The following is a 24302-nucleotide window of genomic DNA, read 5'->3' on the forward strand; positions in this document are numbered from 1 at the left end:
ACCAGCCGCGCGATCAGCGGGGTTTTGTCGACGTAGTAGCAGCCCTCGCCGCGGATCTTGGCGAAGGTCTGGATGCCGATGGGCAGCTTGCGGCGGTGGACGGCCATGGCACGATCGTAGCGCGATCGCGCTACCCGAGCGAGCCAACCCACGCCGCCAGCGCACCCGAGGCCAGCGCCAAAACCAGGGCCAGCACGCGCTGGCGCGCGTCGTCGCGGCTGCCCGGGGTACCCGGGGGCAGCAGCTTGTCGCCGTGCAGCATCGGCGGCACCAGCCGCTTGCCGCGCAGGTGGTACACGACGATGGCGCCGACGTGCAGCCCGATGAGGGCCAGCAGCACCAGCTTGCCGGGCCCTTTGTGCCAGGCGGTCGCGGCCAGCGCCGTGCTGGTCTCGACGAAGCGCGCCAGCGGGCCGGTGAAGGCGATTTCGTCGTCGGTGACCAGGCCCGTGCCGACTTGCACCGTCAGCACCGCCAGCATGGCCCACACCGACAGCGCGCCCAACGGCGAGTGGCCAACCTCGGCGTTGGCGGGCGCGCGGCCACGTAGGTAGTGCATCAACTTGCGTGGGCTGTAGGAAAAGCTGGCAAAGCGCGACCACTGGCCGCCCTCCACCCCCCACACGAGCCGGAACACCAGCAGCCCCAGCACCGTCAGGCCCAGGCGGGCGTGCCACACCATCCAGTTACCCCCCAGGTTGCCGGTGATGATCAAGCCCACGACCGCCAGCACGAGCAGCCAATGGAACAAGCGGGTGGGCAGGTCCCAAATCCGAACGGGTACCAGTGCAGGGGGCGACGGGTTGCGCATGGCGGTCAGAGGGTCAAATTGGGGGTGCAGGGAACCGAGCACGGCGGCGCGCATCAGCATACACTGTACGGTGTACGCCACCGTACCGTCTCCAACCGTTTTGCAGGAGGTTTCTCATGAAGATGCGTTCGCTGGCCGTGGCGGCCATGGCCTTGGTGTTGAGTGCGGGTGCCCACGCGCAGTTCCAAAAACCCGAAGACGCGGTCAAATACCGCCAGGCGGCGTTCACCGTGATGGCGGCGCACTTCGGCCGCATCGGTGCGATGGTGCAGGGCAAAGCCCCGTTTGACGCCAAGGTGGCGCAGGACAACGCGGCGCTGGTGGCCACGCTGTCCAAGCTGCCGTGGGCGGGCTTCACGCCCGACACCGAAAAGGTCAAAAGCCGCACCAAACCCGAAGCTTGGATGGAGATGGACAAGGTGCGCGCCGGTGCGGACAAGATGATGAAGGCCGTGGCCGACCTCGATGCGGCGGCGCGCACGGGCAACCTCGACGCCATCAAAAAGACCTTTGGTGACGCCGCGGCCACCTGCAAAGCCTGCCACGACGCTTACCGCGAGTGATCCAGCGTCCGTGGGCGGCGCGCGTCAGGTCAGCAGTCGCTCCAGCAGCTGGTGCAGCGCGGCCGGCTCGGGCTCGCCCACGTAACGTTTGACGATGCGCCCCTGCCGATCCACGATGTAGGTGGTGGGGGTCAGTTTGACGTCGCCCCAATCGCGCGCCAGCGTGCCGTCCTTGTCCAGCGCGACCAGGAACGGCAGTTGGCGCGTGCGCGTGAAATTGGCCACCCACTCCGGCGGGTCGTAGCTCATGGCCACCGCAACGGTTTCGAAGCCCCGCGCGGCAAAGCGCTGGTGCGTTTGTACCAGCAGCGGCATCTCCTTGACGCAGGTGGCGCAGGTGGTGGCCCAAAAATTGACCAGCAGCACCTTGCCCTGCAGCTCGGCCGAGGTCAGGGTGCGGCCGTCCAGCAGGTGAAAGGTCGAGGTGGGCGCGCGCTCCGCGCTGGAGCACCCCCACAGGGTACCCAGCGGGGCCAGCAGCGGTGCGGCCAACAACCAGGGGCGCAATCGGATGTTCATCGTGCCAATTATCCGGTGATGTGGGTCCAACGCAACGCGGCGCATGCTTGGCCAACCTGCATTTGCGGGTACGATGGCGCCATGACCACGAACCCCACTGCGATGCGGCCGCTGCGCGTGTTGGTGGCCGATGACAACCCGCTCAACCTGCGCCTGGCGGCGCGCTTGCTGCGCGACATGGGGCACAGCGGCGTGCTCGTCACCGACGGCCACAAAGCGTTGGAGGCGTTGCAGGCGCAAAGGTTCGACGTCGTGCTGATGGACGTGACGATGCCGGGCATGGACGGCACCGAAGCGTTGGCCTTGCTGCGGCAGCGCGAAGCGGGCCTGCGGCACACACCGGTCATCATGGTCACCGCCTACGACATGCCGGAGGACCGGCGCCGCCTGCTCGAGGCGGGGGCTGATGGCTACGTGGCCAAGCCGCTGGATGGCCAGCGGCTGGCGGCGGAGTTGGCCCGTGTGGTGAAGTGAGCGGGTGAGGGGGCGGTCCATGGCGCGTGCATTCCCCGTCGACCACGACGCGGCGCTGGGTCGCCTTCGTTGGGGCGGTCCCGGGTGGATGGCGGTGGTGGTGGCGCTGCTGGTGCTGGCGCTGGGGTTGGGCGTGTCGGTCTGGCTGCAGCAGCGTGCCCGCACCGAACTGCAAACCTACCTGGACCACGAGCTTGACGGTGCGCAAGCGCGGTTGCAAGCCGCCTTCGACCGTTACGGCGCGCTGCTGTTGGGGGTGCGCGGCTGGCTGCATGCCCAGCCCGAGGCCGACTGGCGTGCGGCGCGCGCGTACGTGGGGCCGCTGGAGCTGCCCGAGCGCTACCCGGCCACCAGCGGATTGGCGTTTGTGCGCCGGGTGCCGTCGGCCGAGGTGGGGCATTGGCTGGCCCAGGCTCGCCAGCGTGGTCTGCCGGTGGAGGTGCGCTACCGGTTGCTGCGCCCCCACGACGACCCGGCGCGCGACCGTTACCTGATCGATTGGATCGAACCGAGCGGGCAAGAACACCTGATCGGGTTGGAATTGGCCAGCGACCCACTGCGCTGGCAGGCCATGCAGCAGGCGGCGGCCACCGGTGAGCTCGTGGTGACCGCGCCGCTGCGGCTGGCCAACACCGCGCGCGACGAGTACGGGCTGTTGCTCGTGTTGCCGATGTACCGTGGCGGGTGGACGCCCGCCAGCGTCGAGCAACGTTGGGAGGCCCTGCAAGGGTTTGCCGTGTTGGGGGTGCCGGCGCAGGCGCTGGCGCGCGAAGCCGGCTTGACCGGCGAGCGCTACGACTGGCACTGGATCGATCCCGAGGCGCCGCGCGCAGCCAGCGACGCGCCACCGGGGCAGCCCGTGCAGCTGGATGGGCCGCGCGGCGTGAGCCTGTTGGACGGTGACCGCCACGGTGGCGTTCAGCGTGGGTTGGCGGGGCAAAACGGCTTGGACGGCGCGTGGGCGGGCGCGCAGCGCAGCGTCGAGCTGGCTGGGCGGCGCTACGAGCTGTGGGTGCGCAGCACGCCGGCGCTGGAGCGGCAGTGGCAGCCGGTGGCGGCGGCGATCGTCGGCGTGGGTGCGCTGCCGGTGGCGTTGTTGGCGGGATGGTCGACGATGGCGGTGTTTCGCCTGCGCCGCGCCGAGCGCGAGCAGCTGCGTTTGCTGCAAAGCGACGTGCAGCGCCTGTCGTTGGTGGCGCGCCACACGCACAACGGCATCATCATCACCGACCGCGCCGGGCGCGTCGAATGGGTCAACGACGCCTGCGAGCGACTGACCGGCTACACGCGCGCCGAGCTGCTAGGGCAAATACCGGGGCGGTTGCTGCAGTGCCCCGAAACCGACCCGGCGGCGGTGGCCACGTTGCGCGCGGCGGTGCAGCGGGGCCAGGGCTGTGAGGTCGACATCCTCAACCGCGCCAAGGATGGGCGACGGTATTGGGTCAACATCGAGTTGATTGCGCTGTACGACGCGGCCGGTGTGTGCACCGGCTTCATGGCGGTGGAGGTGGACGTTACCGAGCGCGTGCGCACGCAAGAGCGCCTGCAAGCCGCGCTGGCCGAAGCCCAAGGCCTGATGCGCACCGTGAGCGAGCACGCCATCGTTAGCCAGGCTGCACCCGACGGCACCATCGTCGACGTCAACGAGGCGTTTTGCGCCATCAGCGGCTACGCCCGCGACGAGCTCATCGGCGCGCCACACAACATCATCAACTCCGGCCACCACGACGCGGCGTTCTGGGCCGACTTCTGGCGCACGATCCGCAGCGGCCGGGCGTGGCGGGGCGAAATCTGCAACCGCGCCAAGGACGGCCGCCTGTACTGGGTCGACAGCATCGTCGCGCCCCTGCTGGACGCGCAGGGGCACATCGAGCGCTACCTGTCGATCCGTTTCGACATCACGCCACGCAAGCAGGTGGAGGCGGCGCTGGCGGCCAGCCGCCGACGGCTGGAAAATATTGTGCGCGCCACCGGTGCAGGCACCTGGGTGTGGCAGCCTGACAGCGGTGACATCGAGGTTGATACGCGCTGGCTGCGGCTGGTGGGGCGCCCGGAGTCTGGCCCGCTGCGGCTGGGGGTGGCGACGTGGGTGGAGCATGTGCACCCGGATGATCTGCCCGGCGCGATGTTGGCGCTGCAGGCGTACGCCGACGGTTTGAGCGACAGCTTCGAGTACACGCTGCGTCTGCGCCACACCGACGGCCACTGGCTGTGGGTGCGCGCGCGTGGCGAGGTGTTCGAGCGTGATGCCGCAGGCCGCGCGCGCGAGGTGTACGGCACCACCCTGGACATCACCGACCTCAAGGTGGCCGAGGAAGCGGCGGCGCGCGCCGAGGCCTTGTTGCGCAGCGCCATCGAGACCCTGCCCGACGGTTTTGCGCTGTACGACGAGCACGACCGGCTGGTGTTTTGCAACGAGCGCTACCGGCAGATCTACGCCGTGTCGGCGCCGATGCTGGAGCCAGGGCGCACGTTCGAAGAAATCATCCGCTACGGCGCCGAGCGCGGTCAATATGCCGAGGCGGTCGGGCGCGTGGACGCCTGGGTGGCCGAGCGCCTGCAGCGCCACCGCGCCGCCAACGACGACTTCGTCCAGCGGCTGGCCGACGGGCGGGTGCTGCGCATCGTCGAGCGGCGCACGCCCGAGGGCTACACGGTGGGCTTTCGCATCGACGTCACCGACCTCGAAAACGCGCGCCGTGCCGCCGAGGACAACCGCGACTTGCTCATCAGCGCGCTGGACGCGGCGGGGGCGGCGCTGTCGGTGTTCGACGCCCAGGAGCGGCTGCTGTGGGCCAACGACCGCTTCTACCAGATGCACGCGGCGCTGGCCGACATCCTGCAGCCCGGCGTGACGTTTGAGACCTTCATCCGCACCGGCGTCGAGCGGCGCAGCATCGACCTTGGTGGCGCCGAACCCGAGGCGTGGCTGCAGCAGCGGCTGGCCGACTTTCGCGCCGGCACCACCGACCGTGTCGTGCACCGTCCAAACGGCCAAGCGCTGCGCATCGTCGAGCGCAACACCGCCAGCGGCCTGCACGTGGGCCTGCGCTACGACGTCACCGAGCTGGAAAATGCCCGTCGCGCGGCGGAGGAAGCCAGCCGCGCCAAGAGCCAGTTCGTGGCCAACATGAGCCACGAAATCCGCACGCCGATGAACGCCGTGCTGGGCATGCTGCAACTGTTGCTGGGCACGGCGCTGGATGCGCGCCAGCGCGACTACGCCGAAAAGGCCGAGTCCGCTGCCAAGTCGCTGCTGGGCATCCTCAACGACATCTTGGACTTTTCCAAGATCGAAGCCGGCAAGCTGGAGCTGGACCCCGAGCCGTTTGCCATCGACCGCCTGTGGCGCGACTTGGCCACCATCATGGCCGCCAGCCTCAAAGGCAAGCGGCTGGAGCTGCTGTACGACCTCGACCCCGCCATCCCGCGCGTGCTGGTGGGCGACGCGATGCGGCTGCAGCAGGTGCTCATCAACCTGGCCGGCAACGCCATCAAGTTCACCGCCAGCGGCAGCGTCACCGTGCAGGCGCGCCTGCTGCAGCGCCACACCGACGCCGACGGCGGCGAGCGCGTGCGGCTGCGCATCGCCGTCATCGACACCGGCATTGGCATCGCGCCGGAGGCGCAAGCGCGCCTGTTCACGCCGTTTCAGCAGGCCGAAGCGTCCACCACGCGCCGCTTCGGCGGCACGGGGCTGGGCTTGGCCATCAGCCGCCGCTTGGTGCAGATGATGGGGGGCGACCTGGGTGTGCAAAGCACCCCGGGGCAGGGCAGCACGTTTGCCTTCGAAGTCGAGCTGCCGGTGGCGCGCGAGGTGCCCGCCGCGCTGGCCGCCGACGGCGTGCCGCCGGAGTTGTTGGGCCTGCGCTGCCTGGTGGTGGACGACCACCCGCAGGCGCGCGAGCTGCTGTGCGCGGCGGTGCACCAGCTTGGGTGGACCTGCGACGCCGTGGCCGATGCCGAGGCTGCGCAGCAGCGTGTGCGCAGCGCCGCGGTGCCGTACGACGTGGTCTTCGTCGACTGGGCCATGCCCGGCATGGATGGCTTGGCGCTGGCGCAAACGCTGCGCGGCGACCCGACGCTGGCCGCGCGCGTGGCGGTGGTGATGGTCACGGCCAGCGGGCGCGAGGTGCTGGCCGACGTGCCGCCCGAGCGGCAGGCGGCGTTGGACGGCTTTTTGGTCAAACCGGTGACCGCGTCGATGCTGTTGGAAGCCGTGCGTCAGGCGCGCGCCAGCGCCCACGGTACGCCGGCACCGGCGCCCGTGGCGGGGGCGCGGCGGCTGGCGGGCATGCGCGTGCTGCTGGTCGAAGACAATGTCATCAACCAGCAGGTGGCGAGCGAGCTGCTGCAGCGCGAAGGCGCCGAGGTCACCGTGGCCGAGCACGGCCAGGCGGCGCTGGACCAGCTCAGGGCCCATCCCCAGGCATGGGACGTGGTGCTGATGGACATGCAAATGCCGGTGATGGATGGCTTGCAGGCCACGCAGGCCATTCGCACGCAACTGGGGCTGACTGCGCTGCCCATCGTCGCGATGACCGCCAACGCCATGGCCAGCGACCGCGAAGCGTGCCTGGCGGCGGGCATGAACGACCATGTGGGCAAACCGTTTGCCATCGACCAGTTGGTGCGCGTGCTGCTGCACTGGGCGCCGCACGGGGTGCGCGGGGACACGCACGCGCCCGCGCCAGCCCCCGCCGAGGGGCCGCCGCTGGACGACCAGGCGCTGGCGGCGCCGTGGCCCGACGCCGATCGGGTGGACGTGCCCGGGGCCTTGCAGCGCCTGGGGGGCGATCCGTCGCTGTACCAACGCATCGTGCGCGGCTTTGTGCAAGGCTTGCCGCACACCCAGGCCCAGCTCGACGCCAAGCTGGGCGCCGCGCTCGACGCGGCGCTGGCGGCGTTGCTGCACACGCTCAAGGGCACGGCGGCCACCGTGGGTGCCACGCGGCTGGCCCAGTGCGCGGCCGAGGCCGAGCGCGCTGTCAAACAGGCGCTGACCGGCACGGCCGCGCAGGCGCAGGCCGTGCCGACGTGGTGGCCGCCGTTGGCCGAGGAGCTGCAGGCCAGCGCGCAGGCCTTGCAGCGCGTGCTGGCGCAGTTGGTGGCGCGTGGCCTGGTGCCACCTGAGCCGACCGAAGCTGGCGCTGCCGACCAGGCCCAGGCCGCCGACCCGGCGCGCTGGCGCGACACGCTGCAGCGCCTGGTGGCGCTGTTGGCCGCCAGCGACATGGAAGCGTTGGAGCTGCACGACAGCCTGCTGGCCGACCCCGCGGTGGCGCGCGACCCGCGCTGGGCACCGCTGCACCAGGCCATGGAGGCGATGGACTTCGAGGCCGCGCGCGCCGCCGTGCAGGCGCTGCTGGGCGGCGAGGAGGCAAGCGATGGCGGCGCCTGAACACACCCTGCCGCCGGCGTGGCCCGCGCGCAAGCCGCGGCTGCTGCTGGTGGACGACCAGCCGGTGCAGCTGCAGGTGCTGTACCGGGCGCTTGCGGGCGAGTACCAGTTGTTCATGGCCACGGGTGGCGAGCAGGCGCTCAAAGTGGCCAGCGAGCAGTTGCCCGACCTGATTCTGCTCGACGTCGTGATGGACGGCCTGGACGGCTTCGAGGTGCTGGCGCGGCTGCGCCAGCAGCGCGAAACGGCCGACATTCCGGTGATTTTTGTCACCGCGCACGGCGGTGGCGACATCGAAACACGCTGCCTGGAAGCGGGCGCGGTGGACTTTATCTCCAAACCCATCAACCCCAGCGTTGTGCGCGCGCGGGTGCGCACCCACCTGACGCTGAAGTTCCAGTCGGACCTGCTGCGTGCCTTGGCCTACGTCGATGGGCTGACCGGTGTGGCCAACCGGCGTCAATTCGACCAGCGGTTGGCCATCGAGTGGGCGCGGGCGCAGCGCCACGGCACGGCGCTGAGCCTGATTCTGGTCGATGTGGACCACTTCAAGGCGTACAACGACCATTACGGGCACCAGGCGGGCGACGACGCGCTGCGCCGCGTGGCCGCGTGCCTGCGCGAGCACGTGCGCCGCAGCACCGACGTGGTGGCGCGCTACGGCGGCGAGGAGTTCGCTTGCCTGCTGCCCGACACCGACGCCGACGACGCGCGCGCGCTAGCCGAGGCGCTGCTGGCCGAAGTGCGGGCGATGGGCATCCCCCATCGGCAAGGGGTGGACGGCGGGGTGCTGACCGCCAGCATGGGCGTGGCCACGCGCCGCGGGCCGGCGCACCCCGGCTGGCAACCGGCGTTGCTGCTGGGCTTGGCCGACGCCCAGTTGTACGAGGCCAAGCGCCTGGGCCGTGCGCGGGTGTGCGCCGCCGTGCTGGGCCAGGACGACTGAGTGCCTACCGCCCCGTGCGCAACCGCTGGCGCGCCTGCTGCAAGCGCTGCTCCAGGTACGGCCCGTAAAAGTCGGCCAGGCCCATGCCTTCGAGCCGCTCGGCCAGTTCACGCCCGCGTTCGTCCACGAACAACAGCGTGGGCGCCACGCTGATGCGCCAGCCGCGCGCCAGCGCGTAGCCGGTGGTGGGCTGACCGTCGAAGCCCGCGAGCGCCGTGCTGCGGTCCAGCATGTCCACCTGCACCGCGTGCACCTCGCCACGGCGCAGCATCGGCAGCAGGTGGTGGCGGCGCACGATGTCGCAAAACGCGCAACCGCGCAGCGTCACCATCACCACCAGCGGCTCGCCCTGCGCGCGCGCCACCGCGGCGGCCTGCGGCAGCGAGGCGGGGGTGGGCAGGGCGTCGCTGCCCATCGGCGGGGCGGTTGGGGTGGCGGTGCTCATGCGGCAAGCTCGGCTACGATGGCGGTATGCGATTGTGCGACGAATCGAAGATCCGTGCAGCCCGGGGGGGCGCGGCGTTGTTGGGCGCCGTGCTGGTGGCGTGCAGCGCCGCGCTGGACTGGCGCACCGCGCCACTGAGCGCGCCGGTGCAGGCGCTGCTGCCGTGCAAGCCCGAGCAGGGCGAGCGCGCCGTGCCGCTGCTGGGGCCGGACCAGCCCGCGGTGCCGTTGCGGGTGCTGAGCTGCACGGCGGACGGGCGCACCTGGGTGCTGGCCGAAGCGCGCCTGCCGCACGAGGCGGCCGCCCCCCAGGCGATGACCCACTGGCTGCGCGCCAGTTGGGCCACGCTGGGGGTGGCGCCCGAGGGTGACGCGCTGCCGCCGGGTTGGCTCGAGCAGCCTTGCCAGGCGCGCGGCGCTGCGCAGCAGCGCTGTGTGCGCGGGCACGGGCAGGCGCCGGACGGCCGCGCGGTGCTGGCGCAACTGCACTACAGCGCGCGCGGCGGCTGGCTGCTGCAGGCGGCCGTCTACGGCGGTGCGCAGCCGCTGCCGCAGGCGCAGGCCGAGGCGTTTTGGGGCGCCGTCGCGTGGCGCGCCGCTGGCCCATAATCACAGGCCGTGAACGGTATCCTCGTCATCGCCCACGCGCCGCTGGCCTCCGCCTTGCGCCAGTGCGTGTTGCACGTTTTCCCGGAGGCGCAGCGCGTGGTCGATGCGCTGGACGTGCCCCCGGACCAGCCGCCCGAGGTCACGCTGGCGCAGGCGCGCGCGCTGATCGCGTTGCACGGCGCCGACGACACGCTGGTGCTGACCGACCTTGTGGGCGCGACCCCCGGCAACGTCGCCGCCCAGTTGGGCGACGGCGTGCACACCCGCGTGGTGGCCGGCGTCAACTTGCCGATGCTGCTGCGCGCGGTCACCTACCGCCACGAACCCATCGACGCGCTGGTGGCGCGCGCCACCAGCGGCGGCACGCAAGGGGTGATGCCGCTGGCGCCGCCCACCTCGCCCCCTACCAGCCCGTAAGGCCCGCGCCCCGCCTATCCAACGCACACCGCCCGCCATGCTCAAGCAAAGCGCCACCATCTGCAACAAGCTCGGTCTGCACGCGCGCGCCGCGGCCAAACTGACCAAGCTGGCGGCCAGTTACCCATGCGAGGTGTGGATGAGCCGCGCGGGCCGGCGCATCAACGCCAAGAGCATCATGGGGGTGATGATGTTGGCCGCCGGGCTGGGGGCCACGGTCGAGATCGAAACCGACGGACCGCAGGAAGACGAGGCGATGCAGGCCATCCTGGCGCTGATCGCCGACCGATTCGGAGAAGGGGAATGACCACCTTCACGCTGCACGGGCAGGCGGTGTCACGCGGCGTGGCCATCGGCCGCGCGGTGCTGGCGGCAGCCAGCCGGGTGGACGTGGCGCACTACTTCATCGCGCCCGAGCAGGTTTCTGACGAGATGGCGCGCTTGCGCCGCGCGCGCGACACCGTCATCGACGACCTGCAGCGGCTTCGTCAGGGCCTGGCGCACGACGGGGTGGGGGCGCACGCCGAGCTGGCGGCGCTGCTGGAAGTGCACCTGATGCTGTTGCAGGACGAGCAGTTGCAAGAGGGCGTCAAGCACTGGGTGAGCGAGCGCCACTACAACGCCGAGTGGGCGCTGACCGCGCAGCTGGAGGTGGTGGCGCGCCAGTTCGACGACATGGAAGACCCCTACCTGCGCGAGCGCCGGGCCGACCTGGAGCAGGTGGTGGAGCGCATGTTGCGCGTGTTGCAAGGCGCACCGTCGCCGCTGGCGCACGCGCCCACCCCCAGCGCCGAGGGCGAGGCGTTGGTGCTGGTGGCGCACGACCTGTCGCCGGCGGACATGCTGCACTTCAAGCACGGCGTGTTTGCCGGTTTCGTCACCGACGTCGGTGGCCGCACCAGCCACACGGCGATCGTGGCGCGCAGCCTGGAAATCCCCGCGGTGGTGGGCGTGCGCAACGCCAGCCAGTGGGTGCAGCAAGACGACCTGGTCATCATCGACGGTGACGCGGGCGTGCTGATCGTCAACCCCACACCGATGATGCTGGCCGAGTACGGCTACAAGCAGCGCCAAGGCGAGGTGGAGCGCGAAAAGCTCACCCGCATCAAAAATACGCCCGCGGTGACGCTGGACGGGCAGCGCATCGAGCTGCTGGCCAACATCGAGCTGCCCGAGGACACCCTGCCCGCGCTGGCCGTGGGGGCGGTGGGCGTGGGGCTGTTTCGCACCGAATTTTTGTTCATGGGCCGCGGCGGCCACCTGCCCGACGAGGAAGAGCAATACGACGCCTACCGCCGCGCGGTGGAGGGCATGCACGGGCTGCCGGTGACCATCCGCACCGTGGACGTGGGCGCCGACAAGCCGCTGGACCACCACCGGCGTGACGAGCACCTGAACCCCGCGCTGGGGTTGCGCGCCATCCGCTGGAGCCTGGCCGAGCCGGCCATGTTCCTGACGCAGTTGCGCGCCATCTTGCGCGCGGCGGCGCACGGGCGCGTCAACATCCTCATCCCGATGGTGGCGCACCTGCGTGAAATCCGCCAGGTGCACACGATGCTGGCCAAGGCGCGCGAGCAGCTCGACCGCCGCGGCACCGTGTACGGCCCGGTGCGCCTGGGGGCCATGATCGAGGTGCCCGCCGCTGCGCTGGCGGTGCGCATGTTGCTGCCGCACGTGGACTTTGTGTCCATCGGCACCAACGACCTGATCCAGTACGCGCTGGCCATCGACCGTGTGGACGAGTCGGTGGCGCACCTGTACGACCCGCTGCACCCGGCGGTGCTGCGCATGGTGGCCGACACCATCGCCGCCGCGCGCGAGGCGGGCAAACCGGTCAGCGTGTGCGGCGAGATGGCCGGCGACGTGACCCTGACGCGGCTGCTGCTGGGGCTGGGGTTGCGCAGCTTTTCGATGCACCCGACACAGATCCTGCCGGTCAAGCAGCAGGTGCTGCGCAGCGACACACGCAAGCTGCAGGCGTGGGCGCAACAGGTGGTGGCCAGCGACGAGCCGGCGGCGCTGCTGGTCGGTTGAAGCGGCCCGCAACGCTGTTACACTCATTTTCATCACTTCATGCCGGCGTGGCGGGTGGTGTGGGGCGGCGTCGCCGCACGCCCGGCCCAGCGCCGGCCCATCCCATCAGGAGACCTTGGCATGGCCGAGTCCGCCAGCCCTGCGGCGCCGGTTGCACCCACCCCGCCCACCGTGGGCCAGCCCGACCCGTTGCTGGCGTGTTTGCTCGTCGTGGCGCGCGCCCACGGGCGCACCAACAGCGCCGAGGGCGTGACCGCAGGGTTGCCGCTGGTCGATGGCCGCCTGACGCCCAGCCTGCTGGAGCGTGCCGCGCGCCGCTGCGGCCTGAGCAGCCGCATCGTGCGCCAGCCGCTGCACGCGCTGCGCGCCGAGCTGTTGCCGGCCATCCTGTTGCTGGACGGACGCGACGCCTGCGTGCTGCTGGAGCGCCGCGACGACGGCACCTGTCGCGTCGTGTACCCGGAGCTGGACGACGCCCCGGTGGATGTGCCGCTGCAGGCCCTGCAGGCGCGCTACAGCGGCCGTGCCGTGTACCTGCGGCCACGGCAGCAGTTCGAGGCGCGCGCGGGCGTCGTGTCCAAGGGGCGCGACGGCCACTGGTTTTGGAGCGTCATCGCCGACAACGCCCGTCTGTACCGTGACGTGCTGCTGGCGGCGTTTCTGACCAACCTGTTCGCGGTGGCCATGCCGCTGTTCGTGATGAACGTGTACGACCGCGTCGTGCCCAACCAGGCGTTCGACACGTTGTGGGTGCTGGCGCTGGGCGTGCTGGTGGTGCTGCTGGGCGACATGGTGCTGCGCATGCTGCGCGTGCGCTTTGTCGACCTGGCCAGCAGCCGCGCTGACGTGCGCCTGTCGGCGCTGATCATGGAGCGGGTGCTGGGCCTGCGCATGGAGCAGCGCCCGGCGTCGGCGGGCTCGTTCGCTTCCAACCTGCGCGCGTTCGAGTCGGTGCGCGACTTCATCGGCTCGGCCACGGTGATGGCCTTCGTCGACCTGCCGTACGCGCTGCTGTTCGTGGCTGTCATCACGTGGATCGCGCCGCCCATGGTGCTGCCGCTGCTGGTGGGGGCGGTGCTGATGCTGCTGTACGCGCTGGCGGTGCAGGGGCGCATGCACCAGCTCACCGAAACCACCTACCGCGCCAGCGCGCAGCGCAACGCCACGCTGGTGGAGGCGCTGGTGGGGTTCGAAACCGTCAAGGCGCTGGCGGCCGAGTCGCCCCTGCAGCGCAAATGGGAGCACAGCGCCGCGCTGCTGGCGCGCGTCGGCGCGCAGCTGCGCTTGCTGTCCAGCAGCGCCAGCAACACCTCGATGTTCGTGCAGCAAACGGTCAACGTCGTCATGGTCATGATCGGCGTGTACCTGATCGGCGAGCGCGAACTGTCGCTGGGCGGGCTGATCGCCTGCACCATGCTGGCCTCGCGCGCGATGGCCCCGATCGGCCAGGTGGCGGGGCTGCTGGTGCAGTACCACACCGCGCGCACGGCGCTCGATTCGCTCGACGAGTTGATGAAGCGCGAGGTCGAGCGCCCGCCGCAAGCGCACTTCGTCACCCGGGGCCACTTCGAAGGCGCCATCGAGCTGCGCGACGTGTCGTTCCAATACCCGGGCCAGCAAAACGGCGCGCTGCGCGGGGTGAGCCTGCGCATCCAGCCCGGCGAGCGCGTGGCCATCCTGGGCCGGGTCGGCTCGGGCAAGACCACGGTGCAAAAACTCATCCTGGGGCTGTACCGGCCCACCAGCGGCGCGGTGCTGATCGACGGGGTGGACGTGCGCCAGCTCGACCCGGCCGAGCTGCGCCGCCACATCGGCTACGTGCAGCAAGACGTGATGCTGTTTTACGGCACGTTGCGCGACAACATTGTGCTGGGCGCGCCCCAGGCCGACGACGAAGACCTGTTGCGCGCGGCGCACGTGGGCGCCATCACCGACTTTGTCAACGCCCACCCGCAGGGTTTCGACATGGTGGTGGGCGAGCGTGGCGAGTCGCTTTCGGGCGGTCAGCGCCAGGGCGTGGCGATCGCCCGTGCGCTGGTGCACGACCCCACGATCCTGCTGATGGACGAACCCACGGCGTCGATGGACCACAGCACCGAAGAGACGGTCAAGGCGCGCCTCAAGCAGCACCTGGCGGGCAAGACGCTGGTGCTGGTGACGCACCGCACGTCGCTGCTGGACCTGGTGGACCGCCTGATCGTGCTGGACGCTGGCCGCGTCGTGGCCGACGGCCCCAAGGATCTGGTCGTGCAAGCGCTGCGCGAAGGCCGCATCGGAAAGGTGGCGCCATGAGCGAGCTGGGAGCCAAGGGATTCGACCGCATCGGCCGCCTCACCGAGCGTGGCGGCGGCCTGGGTCGGCTGCTGTTTGGGCGATTCGTGGACCGCCTGGGCGGCGCGCCCGACGCCCAGCAGGTCCAGGACTGGGGCGCCGACGCCGACTGGGCGCAGCTGCAACAAGAGCCGCTGCGCGCGCGCTACCTGCTGCGCATCGCTGCGGTGGTGGTGGTGGCCCTCATCGTGTGGGCGGCGTTTGCCGAGCTGGACGAAGTCACCCGCGGCGAAGCGCGCGTCGTGCCCTCCAGCCAGGTGCAGGTGGTGCAAAGCGTCGATGGTGGCGTGGTGACCGAAATCCTGGTGCGCGAGGGCGAACTCGTGCAAGCGGGCCAGTTGCTGCTGCGCGTGGACCCCACGCGCTTTGCCGCCAACCTGAGCGAAAGCCGCGCCACGCAACTGGCGCTGCAAGCCAAAGCCGAGCGGCTGCAGGCGCTCATCCAGGGGCGGCCGTTCAACCCCTCGGCCGAGCTGCTGCGCGAAGCGCCGCAGCTGGTGGCGCAGGAACGCGCCGCCTACGAGGCCAAGCGTGCCGAAATCGCGGCGCAAATCGGCATCACGCAAAGCCAGCTTGGGCAGCGCCAACAGGAGCTCAACGAAGCGCGCGCCCGCCGCGAGCAAGCCGAACGCAGCCTGGAGCTGACCCAGCGTGAGTTGGAAGCCACCCGCCCGATGGTGCGCAGCGGCGCCGTGTCCGAAGTCGAGGTGCTGCGCCTGGAGCGCGAAGTCACCCGCCTGCGCGGCGAGCGCGAACAGGCCACGGCCCAGATCGCGCGCGTGCAGGCGGCCATTGCGGAGGCACAGCGCCGCATCGACGAAGTGCAACTGCAGGCGCGCGCGCAGATGAGCGCCGAGCTGTCCGACACGCTCAGCCGCCTGTCCGCCTTGGCCGAAGGGGGCCGCGCGCTGGAAGACAAGGTGCTCAAGGCCGACCTCAAGTCGCCCGTGCGCGGCACCGTCAAGCGGCTGCACGTCAACACCGTGGGCGCGGTCGTTCAACCGGGGCGCGAGGTGGTGGAGATCGTGCCGCTGGACGACGCGCTGATCCTGGAGGCACGCATCGCCCCCAAGGACATCGCCTTTTTGCGGCCCGGCCTGCGCGCCATGGTCAAGTTCACCGCCTACGACTTTGCCATCTACGGTGGCCTCGAAGCCGACGTGGAGAGCATCGGCGCCGACTCGGTGGTGGACGACAAAGGCAACGCCTACTACATCGTGCGCTTGCGCACCCACCGCGCCAGCCTTGGGCCGGGGCTGCCTATCATCCCCGGCATGGTGGCGCAGGTGGACATCCTTACCGGCAAAAAGACCGTGCTGCAGTACCTGCTCAAGCCCGTGCTGCGCGCCAAGGCCAACGCGCTGACCGAGCGCTGATCCGTCGGGAGTCACCCCATGAGCGGCAAACGCCACTTCCTCGTCGCCGGCCCCGGGGCCGCGCCGCCCGCGCCTTCCGCGCCGCCCGAGCGCTGGCTGCAGGCCTTTGCCGACGGCCAGTGGAGCACCTGGGCCACGCTGCAGGCCACGCTGCGCGCGGGCGACACCGTGTGGGTGCCGGTCACCCTGCCGGGCTGGGAGGCACGCGTGCGCGAGCTGGCGCAGCAGCGGCGCGACGTGGCGGTGGTGGTGCTCAGCCCCGTGCCCCACGACGACGAGGGCTTGCGCGCCCTCAACGCCGGCGCGCGCGGCTACGTGCACCTGCTGGCGGTGCCCGCCATGCTGCGCGAAGTCGAGCACGTCGTGCGCCACGGCGGCCTGTGGGCCGGGCCCGAGCTGGTGCAACGCCTGTTGGCCGCGGCCCGCACCGTGCTGGCCCATGCGCCGGCGGCGGCGCGCTCGGTGGCGGACCTGTCGGTGCTGTCCGAACGCGAAGCCCAGGTGGCCCGCGCGGTGGCCGCCGGCAAGTCCAACCGCGAGGTGGCCGAGCAGCTCTTCATCAGCGAGCGTACCGTCAAAGCGCACCTGGGCCAGGTGTTTGCCAAGCTGGGCGTGCGCGACCGTGTGCAACTGGCCCTGCTGCTGACCGACGGCCAGCCCGCGACCGAGCCGAAAGCCCTGCCATGAGCGACCCCACCCCCGCCCCCGAGGCGCCCGCGCCCGACGAGGAACGCGAGCACCTCAGCCGCACCGACGCGGACCTGGCGCGCATCACCGAAGACCTGATCGACATCCTGATCGCGCGCGGCGTCATCCAGTTCACCGACTTCCCCGCGCCTGCGCAGGCCAAGCTGCTGCAGCGGCGCGCCAGCCGCGCCGCGCTCAGCCGCCGCTTGCAACTGCTGGACGATGACCAGGGCGTGATCTGACACGGCCGCGCCCCACCGCCCCCCAAAAATTGGACTTTGGTCCAATGGCCGTGCAGCGGCCCCAGGGCTACAGTGCGTGCATCGTACGCACAACCCTGCAAGGAGTCCGCCATGGCCAAAGCCACCGTCGTCAAGCTCACCGGCAACGCCGCCGTCATCCTGCCCGATGGCAGCGTGCGTGCCCTCAAGGTGGGCGACGTCATCGAAAAGGGCCAGGTCATCCGCACCGGCGCCGGCGCGCAGTTGGAGCTGCTGCTCGACGACGGCCAAATCATGGCCATGGGTCCGGCGCAGGCCGTGCGGGTCGACGAAAGCATCGTCGCCACCGACGCCACCCCCACCGCCGCCGACGCCGCGGTGCAGCCGCAAACCATCGAGCAAATCACCCAAATCCTGCAGCAGGGCGGCGACCTGACCGAGCAGCTCGACCCCGCGGCCGCCGGCGCCGCAGGTGGCGGTGAAAACGACGGCGCCAGCTTCGTCATGCTGGCGCGCATCGTCGAGCCCGTCACCCCGCAGTCCTATGCCTACCAATTCGACCCGCAAGGGCCGATCGACGCGCCGTTGCTGGCGGCGGAGGCGCCGGAGCCGACCGAGCCACCCGCCACCGAGCCGCCCGCCACCGAGCCGCCCGCCACCGAGCCGCCAGCTACCGAGCCGCCAGCTACCGAGCCGCCAGCTACCGAGCCGCCCGCCACCGAGCCGCCCGCCACCGAGCCGCCCGCCACCGAGCCGCCCGCCACCGAGCCGCCCGCCACCGAGCCACCCGCCACCGAGCCACCCGCCACCGAACCGCCGGTCGTGCCCCCCACCATCACGGGGGGTACGGGCACTGTTCGCGAAAGCTCACTCGACGAAGGGGGTGAGGGCACCGGCAACCAGAACAGCGGCTCGCCCGGTACGCGGTCCAGCGAGGACTATGAAACTGTCACAGGGTCGTTCTCCTACACACCGGGCAACGTCCCCAACACCATTTGGCTGGTCAACGACGATGGCGATGAAGTCCAGCTGATAGGTGCCGGCCCATGGACGCTGGAGGGTGAGTACGGCACCATCACGGTCACGCTCGGAGAGGGGGGGGTGTATTCGTACACCTATACGTTGACCGGTAACGTGACACACCCCGTGCCGGAGGTCAATGGCGACGACGGCGATGGGCCGTTCGACGTATTGGACGGTGACGACACCTACGAAGACGACACGGTTCTGGATCCATTCGTCATCGAAGTTCGTGCGCCGGGCGGTACGGTGCTGGCCTCGTCGGGGATTGACATCACGATCACCGACGACGGCCCCCAAATCCTGCCGGTGGAAATGGAAGGCGAAGGCGACGAGCCCGTCATGGCCGAATTGCCTCAGCTGCGCACCGAGGACAAGGCGTTGGAGTCGGGCACCGACGCAGACAGCGACGCGGAAACGGACCAGGCCGAGGTGATGGGCACGGTGTTCCGGGTGGTGTTTGGTGCCGATGGGCCGAAGCTCGTTCCGGATGAAGGGCCGAGCGACGAGCCCCCGCCGAGCGGCGAGCCGGGCATGACGTTCGCGTTTGGCGACTTGAACGGTGTGCCGTCCGGTTTGTTCGACACGCTGACTGGCGAGCCCCTTTACCTCTACACCTCGGACGATGGCCGCACCGTCTGGGCGCGGTTGGGCAACGAGGGTGAGCCGAACGTGGAAGGCTTGCCCGCATTCACGTTGACCGTAGACGGATTCGGTCAACTGGTCCTTCAGCAGCAGCGCGCCATCCTGCACGACGCGCCGGACGGCGTAAACAACGAAGGCCCCGATGAGCTGAAGGTGCTCAATCTGGGCGAAGTTCCCTTTGTTCTGAACATCACAGCCACCGACAGCGACGACGACCAAGCCACCCAGACCCTGGACCTGAACGGCAAACTGGCGTTTGGTGACGACGTGCCCCAGCTTATCCTGGGCGAGGACGAGCAACCCGTCGGGTTACAACAACTCGACCTCGAGGAAGAGTCTGTCGAGGGCATCGGCGGCAACAACGAAACCGACGACGGACTGGGAACCCAGGGCGATGGCACGATCAAGGAGGGCGTCATCCACTGGGGCGCCGACACCTTCGGTGGCGTCGTCAAGGCGACGGTCGACGGTCGGGACTACAGCCCGGACGGCGGCGTCATCACCGTTCAGTTCGGTGTCGATGGCAAGGCGCTGGCGCCCGACAGCACGGACGCCGTCGGCGCCATTCTCACCATCCATGCGACGGGCGACGACGCGGGCAAGTACACCCTCGAAGTCGTGGGGCGGCTGCAGCACGGGACGGCCACCCACACCGATTTGGCGGGTTTGGACGAGGCAGACCGTGATGCCGCCATGCAAGCCGTTGAGGACTGGCTCGACCTCAGCACGATCACCTTGGTCGGCCAGGACAAGGACGGTGACCGCATCCAGGTGGATCTGACGGCCCGCGTCCAGGACGACGTGCCCGAGGTGGTGGTCAATCCGCCCACCCAGGGTCTGGTGCCCACCTTCACGGTCGAGTACAAAGGCAGCGAGGCCGGCTACAACAACAGCTTTGGCTGGTACATCAAGGACGCCAGTGGCAACCCCGTCTCGGGTACCGTCATCTGGGACAACGTCAAGACCGGAACCTCGACCTCGGTGGCGCTGCCGTCTGGCGTGTCGCCGGACCAGGTTGGCTTTTTCCTCATCCCCAATGGAGACAACAAAAATACGGGCCTGACCAGCAACACTGCCGTCACCTTCGAGCAGGTCGGTGGTCAGTGGGTGGCCAAGGTCGGTGCCACCGCATTGTCGGGGGACGGCGCACCGGTGTACTTCTCGGACCAGCGGCTCAACCCCGACGGTCAGTCGCATGTGCAGGCCACACCCTCGGGCACCTCGGCGGGCCAGTCCAGCAAGGGCAACTTCAACTGGGAAGACCTGAAGATCACCACCGGCTCATCCGACAAGGACTACGACGACGTCAATCTGACCATCCAGTGGTCCGGCGTGCCCCTGTTGGTCAAGGATGCGGAAGCGGACAAGGGCACCAGCACCGATACGGACGACGACACGGGCGAAACCCAGCTGTCCAGTCGCTTCCAGTTCAATTTCGGGGCGGATGGGGCCGCCGCAACGGGGTCGGAAGTCTTTGGGCTGCAGGTGCTGGATGGCAGCGGCAGCAAAACAACCACGCTCAAGGACAGCGCCACGGGCCAAACGGTCACGATGGAGCAACAGACCGATGGCTCGATCATCGGCTACGTTATGGTGGGCGGGGACGATTCGACCCCTGCGGTCAAGACCGAGGTGCTGAAACTGGCCGTCGATGCGTCGACCGGCGTGCTGACCGTGGACCTGTACCGCGCCGTCATGCACCCGAGCAACGATCCGCACGAAATCACCAATCTGGGCGATGGCGTGGTGGCGCTGATGGCCACCGCCAAGGATGGCGATCTGGATACGGCGTCCAATCGGTTTGATATTGGCCGAGCGATCAACTTCCAGGACGCCGGACCCGTGGCGGCAGACGATACGTTGACGCTGCTGGCCACCGAGGCCACGAAATCGGTCAACCTGCTGGTCAACGACCAGTACGAAGGCAAGGCCGAGGGGGCGCCCGCCGAGGTGGTCTGGAACCGCGCCGGTGGCGACCGCACCTACAACACCACCGATTTCTTCGACACCTCGGGCGAAACCGCGCTCGACGCCAACGGTATCGTGGGCAAGCTGGCCATCGAGAAAGATGGCGATGCCACCTACACGTTGGACACCGTCAAGGCCATCGCCCTGGGTGAAGGCGTCAAGCAGACCGATACCTTCAACTACCAGATGAAGGATGCCGACGGCGACACCGATGTGGCCAACCTGACGGTCACGGTCACGGGCGTGAACGACCGGCCTGAGTTTGTCACGGGTAAGGATTCCACGCAGGAAATCTGGATCGACAAAGACCGCGATGGTGTCAAAGATACGGGTGAAACCAGCAAGTATGCCGAGGAAAACGTCGACAGCCTGAGTCTGGCAGTGCAGGAAGACGCGCTGCCCAGCGGTAACAGGGAAGGATCAGGGCAGACCGACCAGGACAGCAAGACGTTCGGTGTGGCGGATCCGGACATCGGGGATGTGCCGACTGTCTATTTCTCGACGTCGGGGCTGCCGATCGTAACCTCCGGCGGGCTGGCGGTCACTTGGTCGTGGTCGGGCAGCACCCCGACGACCCTTGTCGGCAAGGTGGGTGACACGACGATTGCCACCGTCAGCATCAGCGGCAATTACGTCGACGGCTACAGCGCCAAGGTGGACATTGATGGGCCTATCGACCATGCCGTGCCGGGGGCGGAGCAGGGCTTCTGGAACGACAACGACAGCCTCAACCTGAGCTTCACGGTCATCGCCAACGATCGCCCCAGTTCGCTGGCGACCGGTCTGACCGATACCATGACCCTGAGTGTGTCCGTCGAGGACGATGCGCCGGTGGTCAAGCTGTTGGATGGCAAAGATGTTGCGATTGACGTCAAGTTGGAAGAGGAATCGGTGCCCGGCCTGAACGGCAATAAGGAGGCCGAATCCCCCGACCTAAGCCATACCACCGGTACCCAGACCATGACCGGCACAGTCAACTGGGGCGCCGACGGCTTTGGCAAGGTCACGGGCGTCGTGGTGGGCAGCACCACAGTCAGCGTGGGGGCCAGCGGCGCCACGGTGTACTTCGACCAGGACGGCAAGGTCACCACCGATGCGTCCAAGGCTGCGGCCACGATGCAGATCGCCCAAAACGGTGACTACACGGTGACCGTGACTGGCCCGATGATGCACAAGGAGCAGGGCGAAGACTGGCTGCAGTTGGAGTCGCTCAAGCTGGTGGCGCAGGACAAGGACGGCGATACCGTCCAAGTCGCGCTCAACGCCCAGGTGCAGGACGATGTGGCCGTGGCCAATGGCGCGCAGAATGTATTGATCGCCAATGTCTCGCCCACCGTCAACACGATCCTGCCGGTGACCAATGTCATCGTCACATTGGATGTGTCCGGCAGCATGGGGGGAGCCAAGCTCGCGGCGGCGCAAGCCGCGTTGGACGCGCTGATTGACCAATACCAGAGCAACGGCGGTGTTAACGTCCAGTTCACCACTTTCTCGACCAACGCCCAATCGACCGGTTGGATGAGCGCTGCCGATGCGAAGACCTTCTTGGCCGGTCTGAGCGCGAACGGCTACACCAATTATGAAGCGGCCATTCACCACACTATCCGCGGCGACGGCCCGGATGCGGGTACCGCGACCGACCCACGGCCGGCGGCTGACCAGACCGTGGCGTATTTCATCACCGACGGGGTCCCCAACCGCGAGTACAGCTGGACCGGTGCGGTCGATCCACAGGCCAATCCCTCCGTAATCAATGCGTCGGGGGATGCTGTGGATGCCAACTATGTGCAGGCCTGGAAGGACTTTGTTGGTACCACGGTCAATCACCTGTTTGTTGTGGCGGTGGAAACCCCGGTGACCGACCCGGATCTGACCCGCCTGACCACGGGCGTGACCACGGCCAGCGGCGCCGAGGGGATGGTCAAGATCATCGACGTCAGCGATCACAATTCCATGGTTAACCTGTTGCAGGAAACGGTGATCGTGACCCCACCCGATCCGGTGACGGCCACGGCGTCGCTGGGTATCGAACCCGGCGCAGACGGCTGGGGCAAGGATGCCGCCATTGAGGACGTGGCGACCAAGGACGACGGCAACCCGACCGTTCGTTATGTCACCGCCATCGCTGGCAACGGTGATGCCGCGATCGTGAAGTCGGGCGGTACCAACCTTGTGTACGTGGACGATGGCTCGGGTGGTCTCAAGGCGGTCAAGGAAGGCACCGACGAGGTGGTCTTCACCGTCGCGCTCGACCGCGATAGCAACGGCCTGCCAACGGGTACTTACACCGTGACGATGCTGGGCACGGTCGATGCGTACACCACGACCGCCACCCAGACCGCCACCAACGTTGACACGACGACGGGGGACAAGGTTGAGTACGGGACGATCACCAAGACCGTTACCGACAGTGTGACGTTTACTGGGGACAGCAAGGGTGGTGGCAAGGGCGAGGTGCTCAACATCAGCCAGACCGACAGCTCGTCCGGTATTACCTTCACTATCAAAGCCACCGGCAGCGATGGCGATAACGAGACCGGCGAAAACGCGGATGAGGTCAACTGGTCGACCCAAGGAATCGGGGTGGGCAACAACTTCATCGACAACCCCAGTGGACGTGCCCCTACGGAGTCGTTGAAACTTGAAATCAGTGCCAGCGGTTTGCCGGCCGGGGCATCCAATGTCACCATCACCAGCCTGGATCTGACGCTTGATCACTTTGGCAAAGGTGACAAGGCGAGCTGGGATGTGGGCGGGGGGAAGACCAACGATGGCTCGGTTACCGCACCAACAACCCAAGGGGATAACGCCAACATTGATACGCCAATCAAGGTGACGTTGGGTACTTCCGATACGGTCACTTTCACCGCGGGGGATGGCGACGGCTACCGGATTGACCCCGATGCTGGTGTGAAGGTCAACTACACCTACGACAAGTCGTACAAGACCACCATCACCACCGACGCCACGACAACGACCACGACCACGACCACGGTCACCACGGCCTATGACCTGACCCTGGTCTTCAACGCCTGGGCCACCGATGGCGATGGCGACAAGGTGGATACCCAGTTCCATGTCACCATCGATGCCAACAACGATGGCCGGCTCGATGCGATCAGCGCGGATACCGTGACCGGTGTCACGACGACCAAGACGGACGTGACCACCACCACGACCACCGTGGTCACCACCACCTACGTGGGTGATGATGGCAAGACGGTGGAGCTGTCCAAGACCACCAACACGACCTCGGGGGGGTCGTCCACGACCACGACGGCCGCCGTGGCAGAAAATGGCGAGACCCTGGACGACGCGGTTGGTGCACTCGGCACCTTCACCGATCAGGATGTTGGTGTGGCCGGTAACGACAAGGGCTATACCTTGGTCGGCGGCACCGGGGATGACGTGCTGATCGGCGGTGACAAGAACGACACCCTGCTCGGCGGCGCTGGCAACGACACCCTCGTCGGCGGCGCCGGCAGCGACACCTTCGACTTGGGGACGGGTCAGGATGTGGTGGTCATCAACCTGTCGGACACCAACACGGGCGACTCGGACGTGGTCAAGAGCTTCGGCAGCGACGATGCGATCCGGATCCAGGACGTGCTGCCCGAGGATTCCGCGCCGCTGACGGTGACCGAGGCGACCGCCGGTTCGAACGTGACCCTGTCGGTGGACAGCAACGGCGCGGATGCGGGTGGCGTGCAGCAGCAGGTGGTGGTGGAGAACGCCACCACGGCCGCGGTGCAGATCGCCATCGACACGTCGCTGACCCCGGATCTGGCCACCATCACCAAGACCGGCGATCCGACCTGATGAGGATCGCCGCCGTG

17 protein-coding genes are annotated in these 24302 nt (G+C 68.7%); 13 read left to right on the forward strand and 4 right to left on the reverse strand.

Annotated features, from left to right (window positions below; translation table 11 throughout):
• Together EDC36_RS13465 and EDC36_RS04875 are read right to left on the reverse strand one after the other, a co-directional pair.
• The coding region (locus tag EDC36_RS13465) for an AAA family ATPase (RefSeq protein WP_132962130.1) at positions 1 to 107 on the reverse strand (107 nt) is incomplete at its 3' end.
• Positions 108 to 130: 23 nt separating this feature from the next.
• Positions 131 to 871: a cytochrome b/b6 domain-containing protein gene (locus tag EDC36_RS04875; protein ID WP_390616928.1), complete on the reverse strand. Its 741-nt coding sequence runs from the start codon at positions 869 to 871 to the stop codon at positions 131 to 133.
• A 56-nt stretch (positions 872 to 927) separates the two neighbouring features.
• On the opposite strand from EDC36_RS04875, the gene EDC36_RS04880 reads away from it, so the two are divergent.
• On the forward strand, positions 928 to 1374 hold the full coding sequence (locus tag EDC36_RS04880) for a c-type cytochrome (protein ID WP_132962132.1): 447 nt from the start codon (positions 928 to 930) through the stop codon (positions 1372 to 1374).
• Positions 1375 to 1398: 24 nt separating this feature from the next.
• Here the strand turns inward: EDC36_RS04880 and EDC36_RS04885 are convergent, their stop codons facing one another.
• Positions 1399 to 1893 (reverse strand): TlpA family protein disulfide reductase, encoded by a 495-nt coding sequence (locus tag EDC36_RS04885; RefSeq protein WP_132962133.1) that lies wholly within the window; start codon positions 1891 to 1893, stop codon positions 1399 to 1401.
• 81 nt (positions 1894 to 1974) lie between these two features.
• On the opposite strand from EDC36_RS04885, the gene EDC36_RS04890 reads away from it, so the two are divergent.
• Genes EDC36_RS04890 through EDC36_RS04900 form a run of 3 tightly spaced genes read left to right on the forward strand, consistent with a single transcriptional unit; the run spans position 1975 to position 8714 of the window.
• A complete protein-coding gene (locus tag EDC36_RS04890) occupies positions 1975 to 2367 on the forward strand; it encodes a response regulator (RefSeq protein ID WP_165902817.1) in 393 nt (130 codons plus the stop codon).
• A 19-nt stretch (positions 2368 to 2386) separates the two neighbouring features.
• Positions 2387 to 7768, forward strand: coding sequence for a PAS domain S-box protein (locus EDC36_RS04895; protein WP_132962135.1), 5382 nt, complete (start codon positions 2387 to 2389; stop codon positions 7766 to 7768).
• Complete coding sequence (locus EDC36_RS04900) at positions 7755 to 8714, forward strand: diguanylate cyclase domain-containing protein (protein ID WP_132962136.1); 960 nt, start codon at positions 7755 to 7757, stop codon at positions 8712 to 8714. The genes EDC36_RS04895 and EDC36_RS04900 overlap by 14 nt, the downstream gene beginning before the upstream one ends.
• 4 nt (positions 8715 to 8718) lie before the next feature.
• Here EDC36_RS04900 and EDC36_RS04905 read toward each other — a convergent pair whose 3' ends face one another.
• Entirely contained in the window at positions 8719 to 9159 is a 441-nt protein-coding gene (locus EDC36_RS04905; protein WP_243646477.1) for a thioredoxin domain-containing protein, read from the reverse strand.
• A 26-nt stretch (positions 9160 to 9185) separates the two neighbouring features.
• Here EDC36_RS04905 and EDC36_RS04910 point away from each other — a divergent pair, with 26 nt between their 5' ends.
• The 9 genes from EDC36_RS04910 to EDC36_RS04950 all read left to right on the forward strand — a co-directional run bounded on the left by EDC36_RS04910 (position 9186) and on the right by EDC36_RS04950 (position 24285).
• Positions 9186 to 9767, forward strand: a complete 582-nt coding sequence (locus EDC36_RS04910) for a hypothetical protein (RefSeq protein ID WP_132962137.1) — start codon at positions 9186 to 9188, stop codon at positions 9765 to 9767.
• A gap of 9 nt (positions 9768 to 9776) precedes the next feature.
• Positions 9777 to 10184, forward strand: coding sequence for a PTS sugar transporter subunit IIA (locus tag EDC36_RS04915; protein ID WP_132962138.1), 408 nt, complete (start codon positions 9777 to 9779; stop codon positions 10182 to 10184).
• 37 nt (positions 10185 to 10221) lie between these two features.
• On the forward strand, positions 10222 to 10491 hold the full coding sequence (locus EDC36_RS04920; protein ID WP_132962139.1) for an HPr family phosphocarrier protein: 270 nt from the start codon (positions 10222 to 10224) through the stop codon (positions 10489 to 10491).
• Complete coding sequence (ptsP, locus tag EDC36_RS04925; RefSeq protein ID WP_132962140.1) at positions 10488 to 12218, forward strand: phosphoenolpyruvate--protein phosphotransferase; 1731 nt, start codon at positions 10488 to 10490, stop codon at positions 12216 to 12218. Before EDC36_RS04920 ends, ptsP begins: the two co-directional genes overlap by 4 nt.
• Before the next feature lie 120 nt (positions 12219 to 12338).
• On the forward strand, positions 12339 to 14510 hold the full coding sequence (locus EDC36_RS04930; RefSeq protein WP_132962141.1) for a type I secretion system permease/ATPase: 2172 nt from the start codon (positions 12339 to 12341) through the stop codon (positions 14508 to 14510).
• Positions 14507 to 15925, forward strand: coding sequence for an HlyD family type I secretion periplasmic adaptor subunit (locus EDC36_RS04935; protein WP_132962142.1), 1419 nt, complete (start codon positions 14507 to 14509; stop codon positions 15923 to 15925). Before EDC36_RS04930 ends, EDC36_RS04935 begins: the two co-directional genes overlap by 4 nt.
• Before the next feature lie 18 nt (positions 15926 to 15943).
• Complete coding sequence (locus EDC36_RS04940) at positions 15944 to 16612, forward strand: response regulator transcription factor (RefSeq protein WP_132962143.1); 669 nt, start codon at positions 15944 to 15946, stop codon at positions 16610 to 16612.
• Entirely contained in the window at positions 16609 to 16854 is a 246-nt protein-coding gene (locus EDC36_RS04945) for a hypothetical protein (protein ID WP_132962144.1), read from the forward strand. The genes EDC36_RS04940 and EDC36_RS04945 overlap by 4 nt, the downstream gene beginning before the upstream one ends.
• 111 nt (positions 16855 to 16965) lie before the next feature.
• Positions 16966 to 24285, forward strand: a complete 7320-nt coding sequence (locus EDC36_RS04950) for a retention module-containing protein (protein WP_132962145.1) — start codon at positions 16966 to 16968, stop codon at positions 24283 to 24285.
• The last annotated feature ends 17 nt before the right edge of the window (positions 24286 to 24302 follow it).

Source organism: Tepidimonas ignava, assembly GCF_004342625.1.
GTDB lineage: Bacteria > Pseudomonadota > Gammaproteobacteria > Burkholderiales > Burkholderiaceae_C > Tepidimonas > Tepidimonas ignava.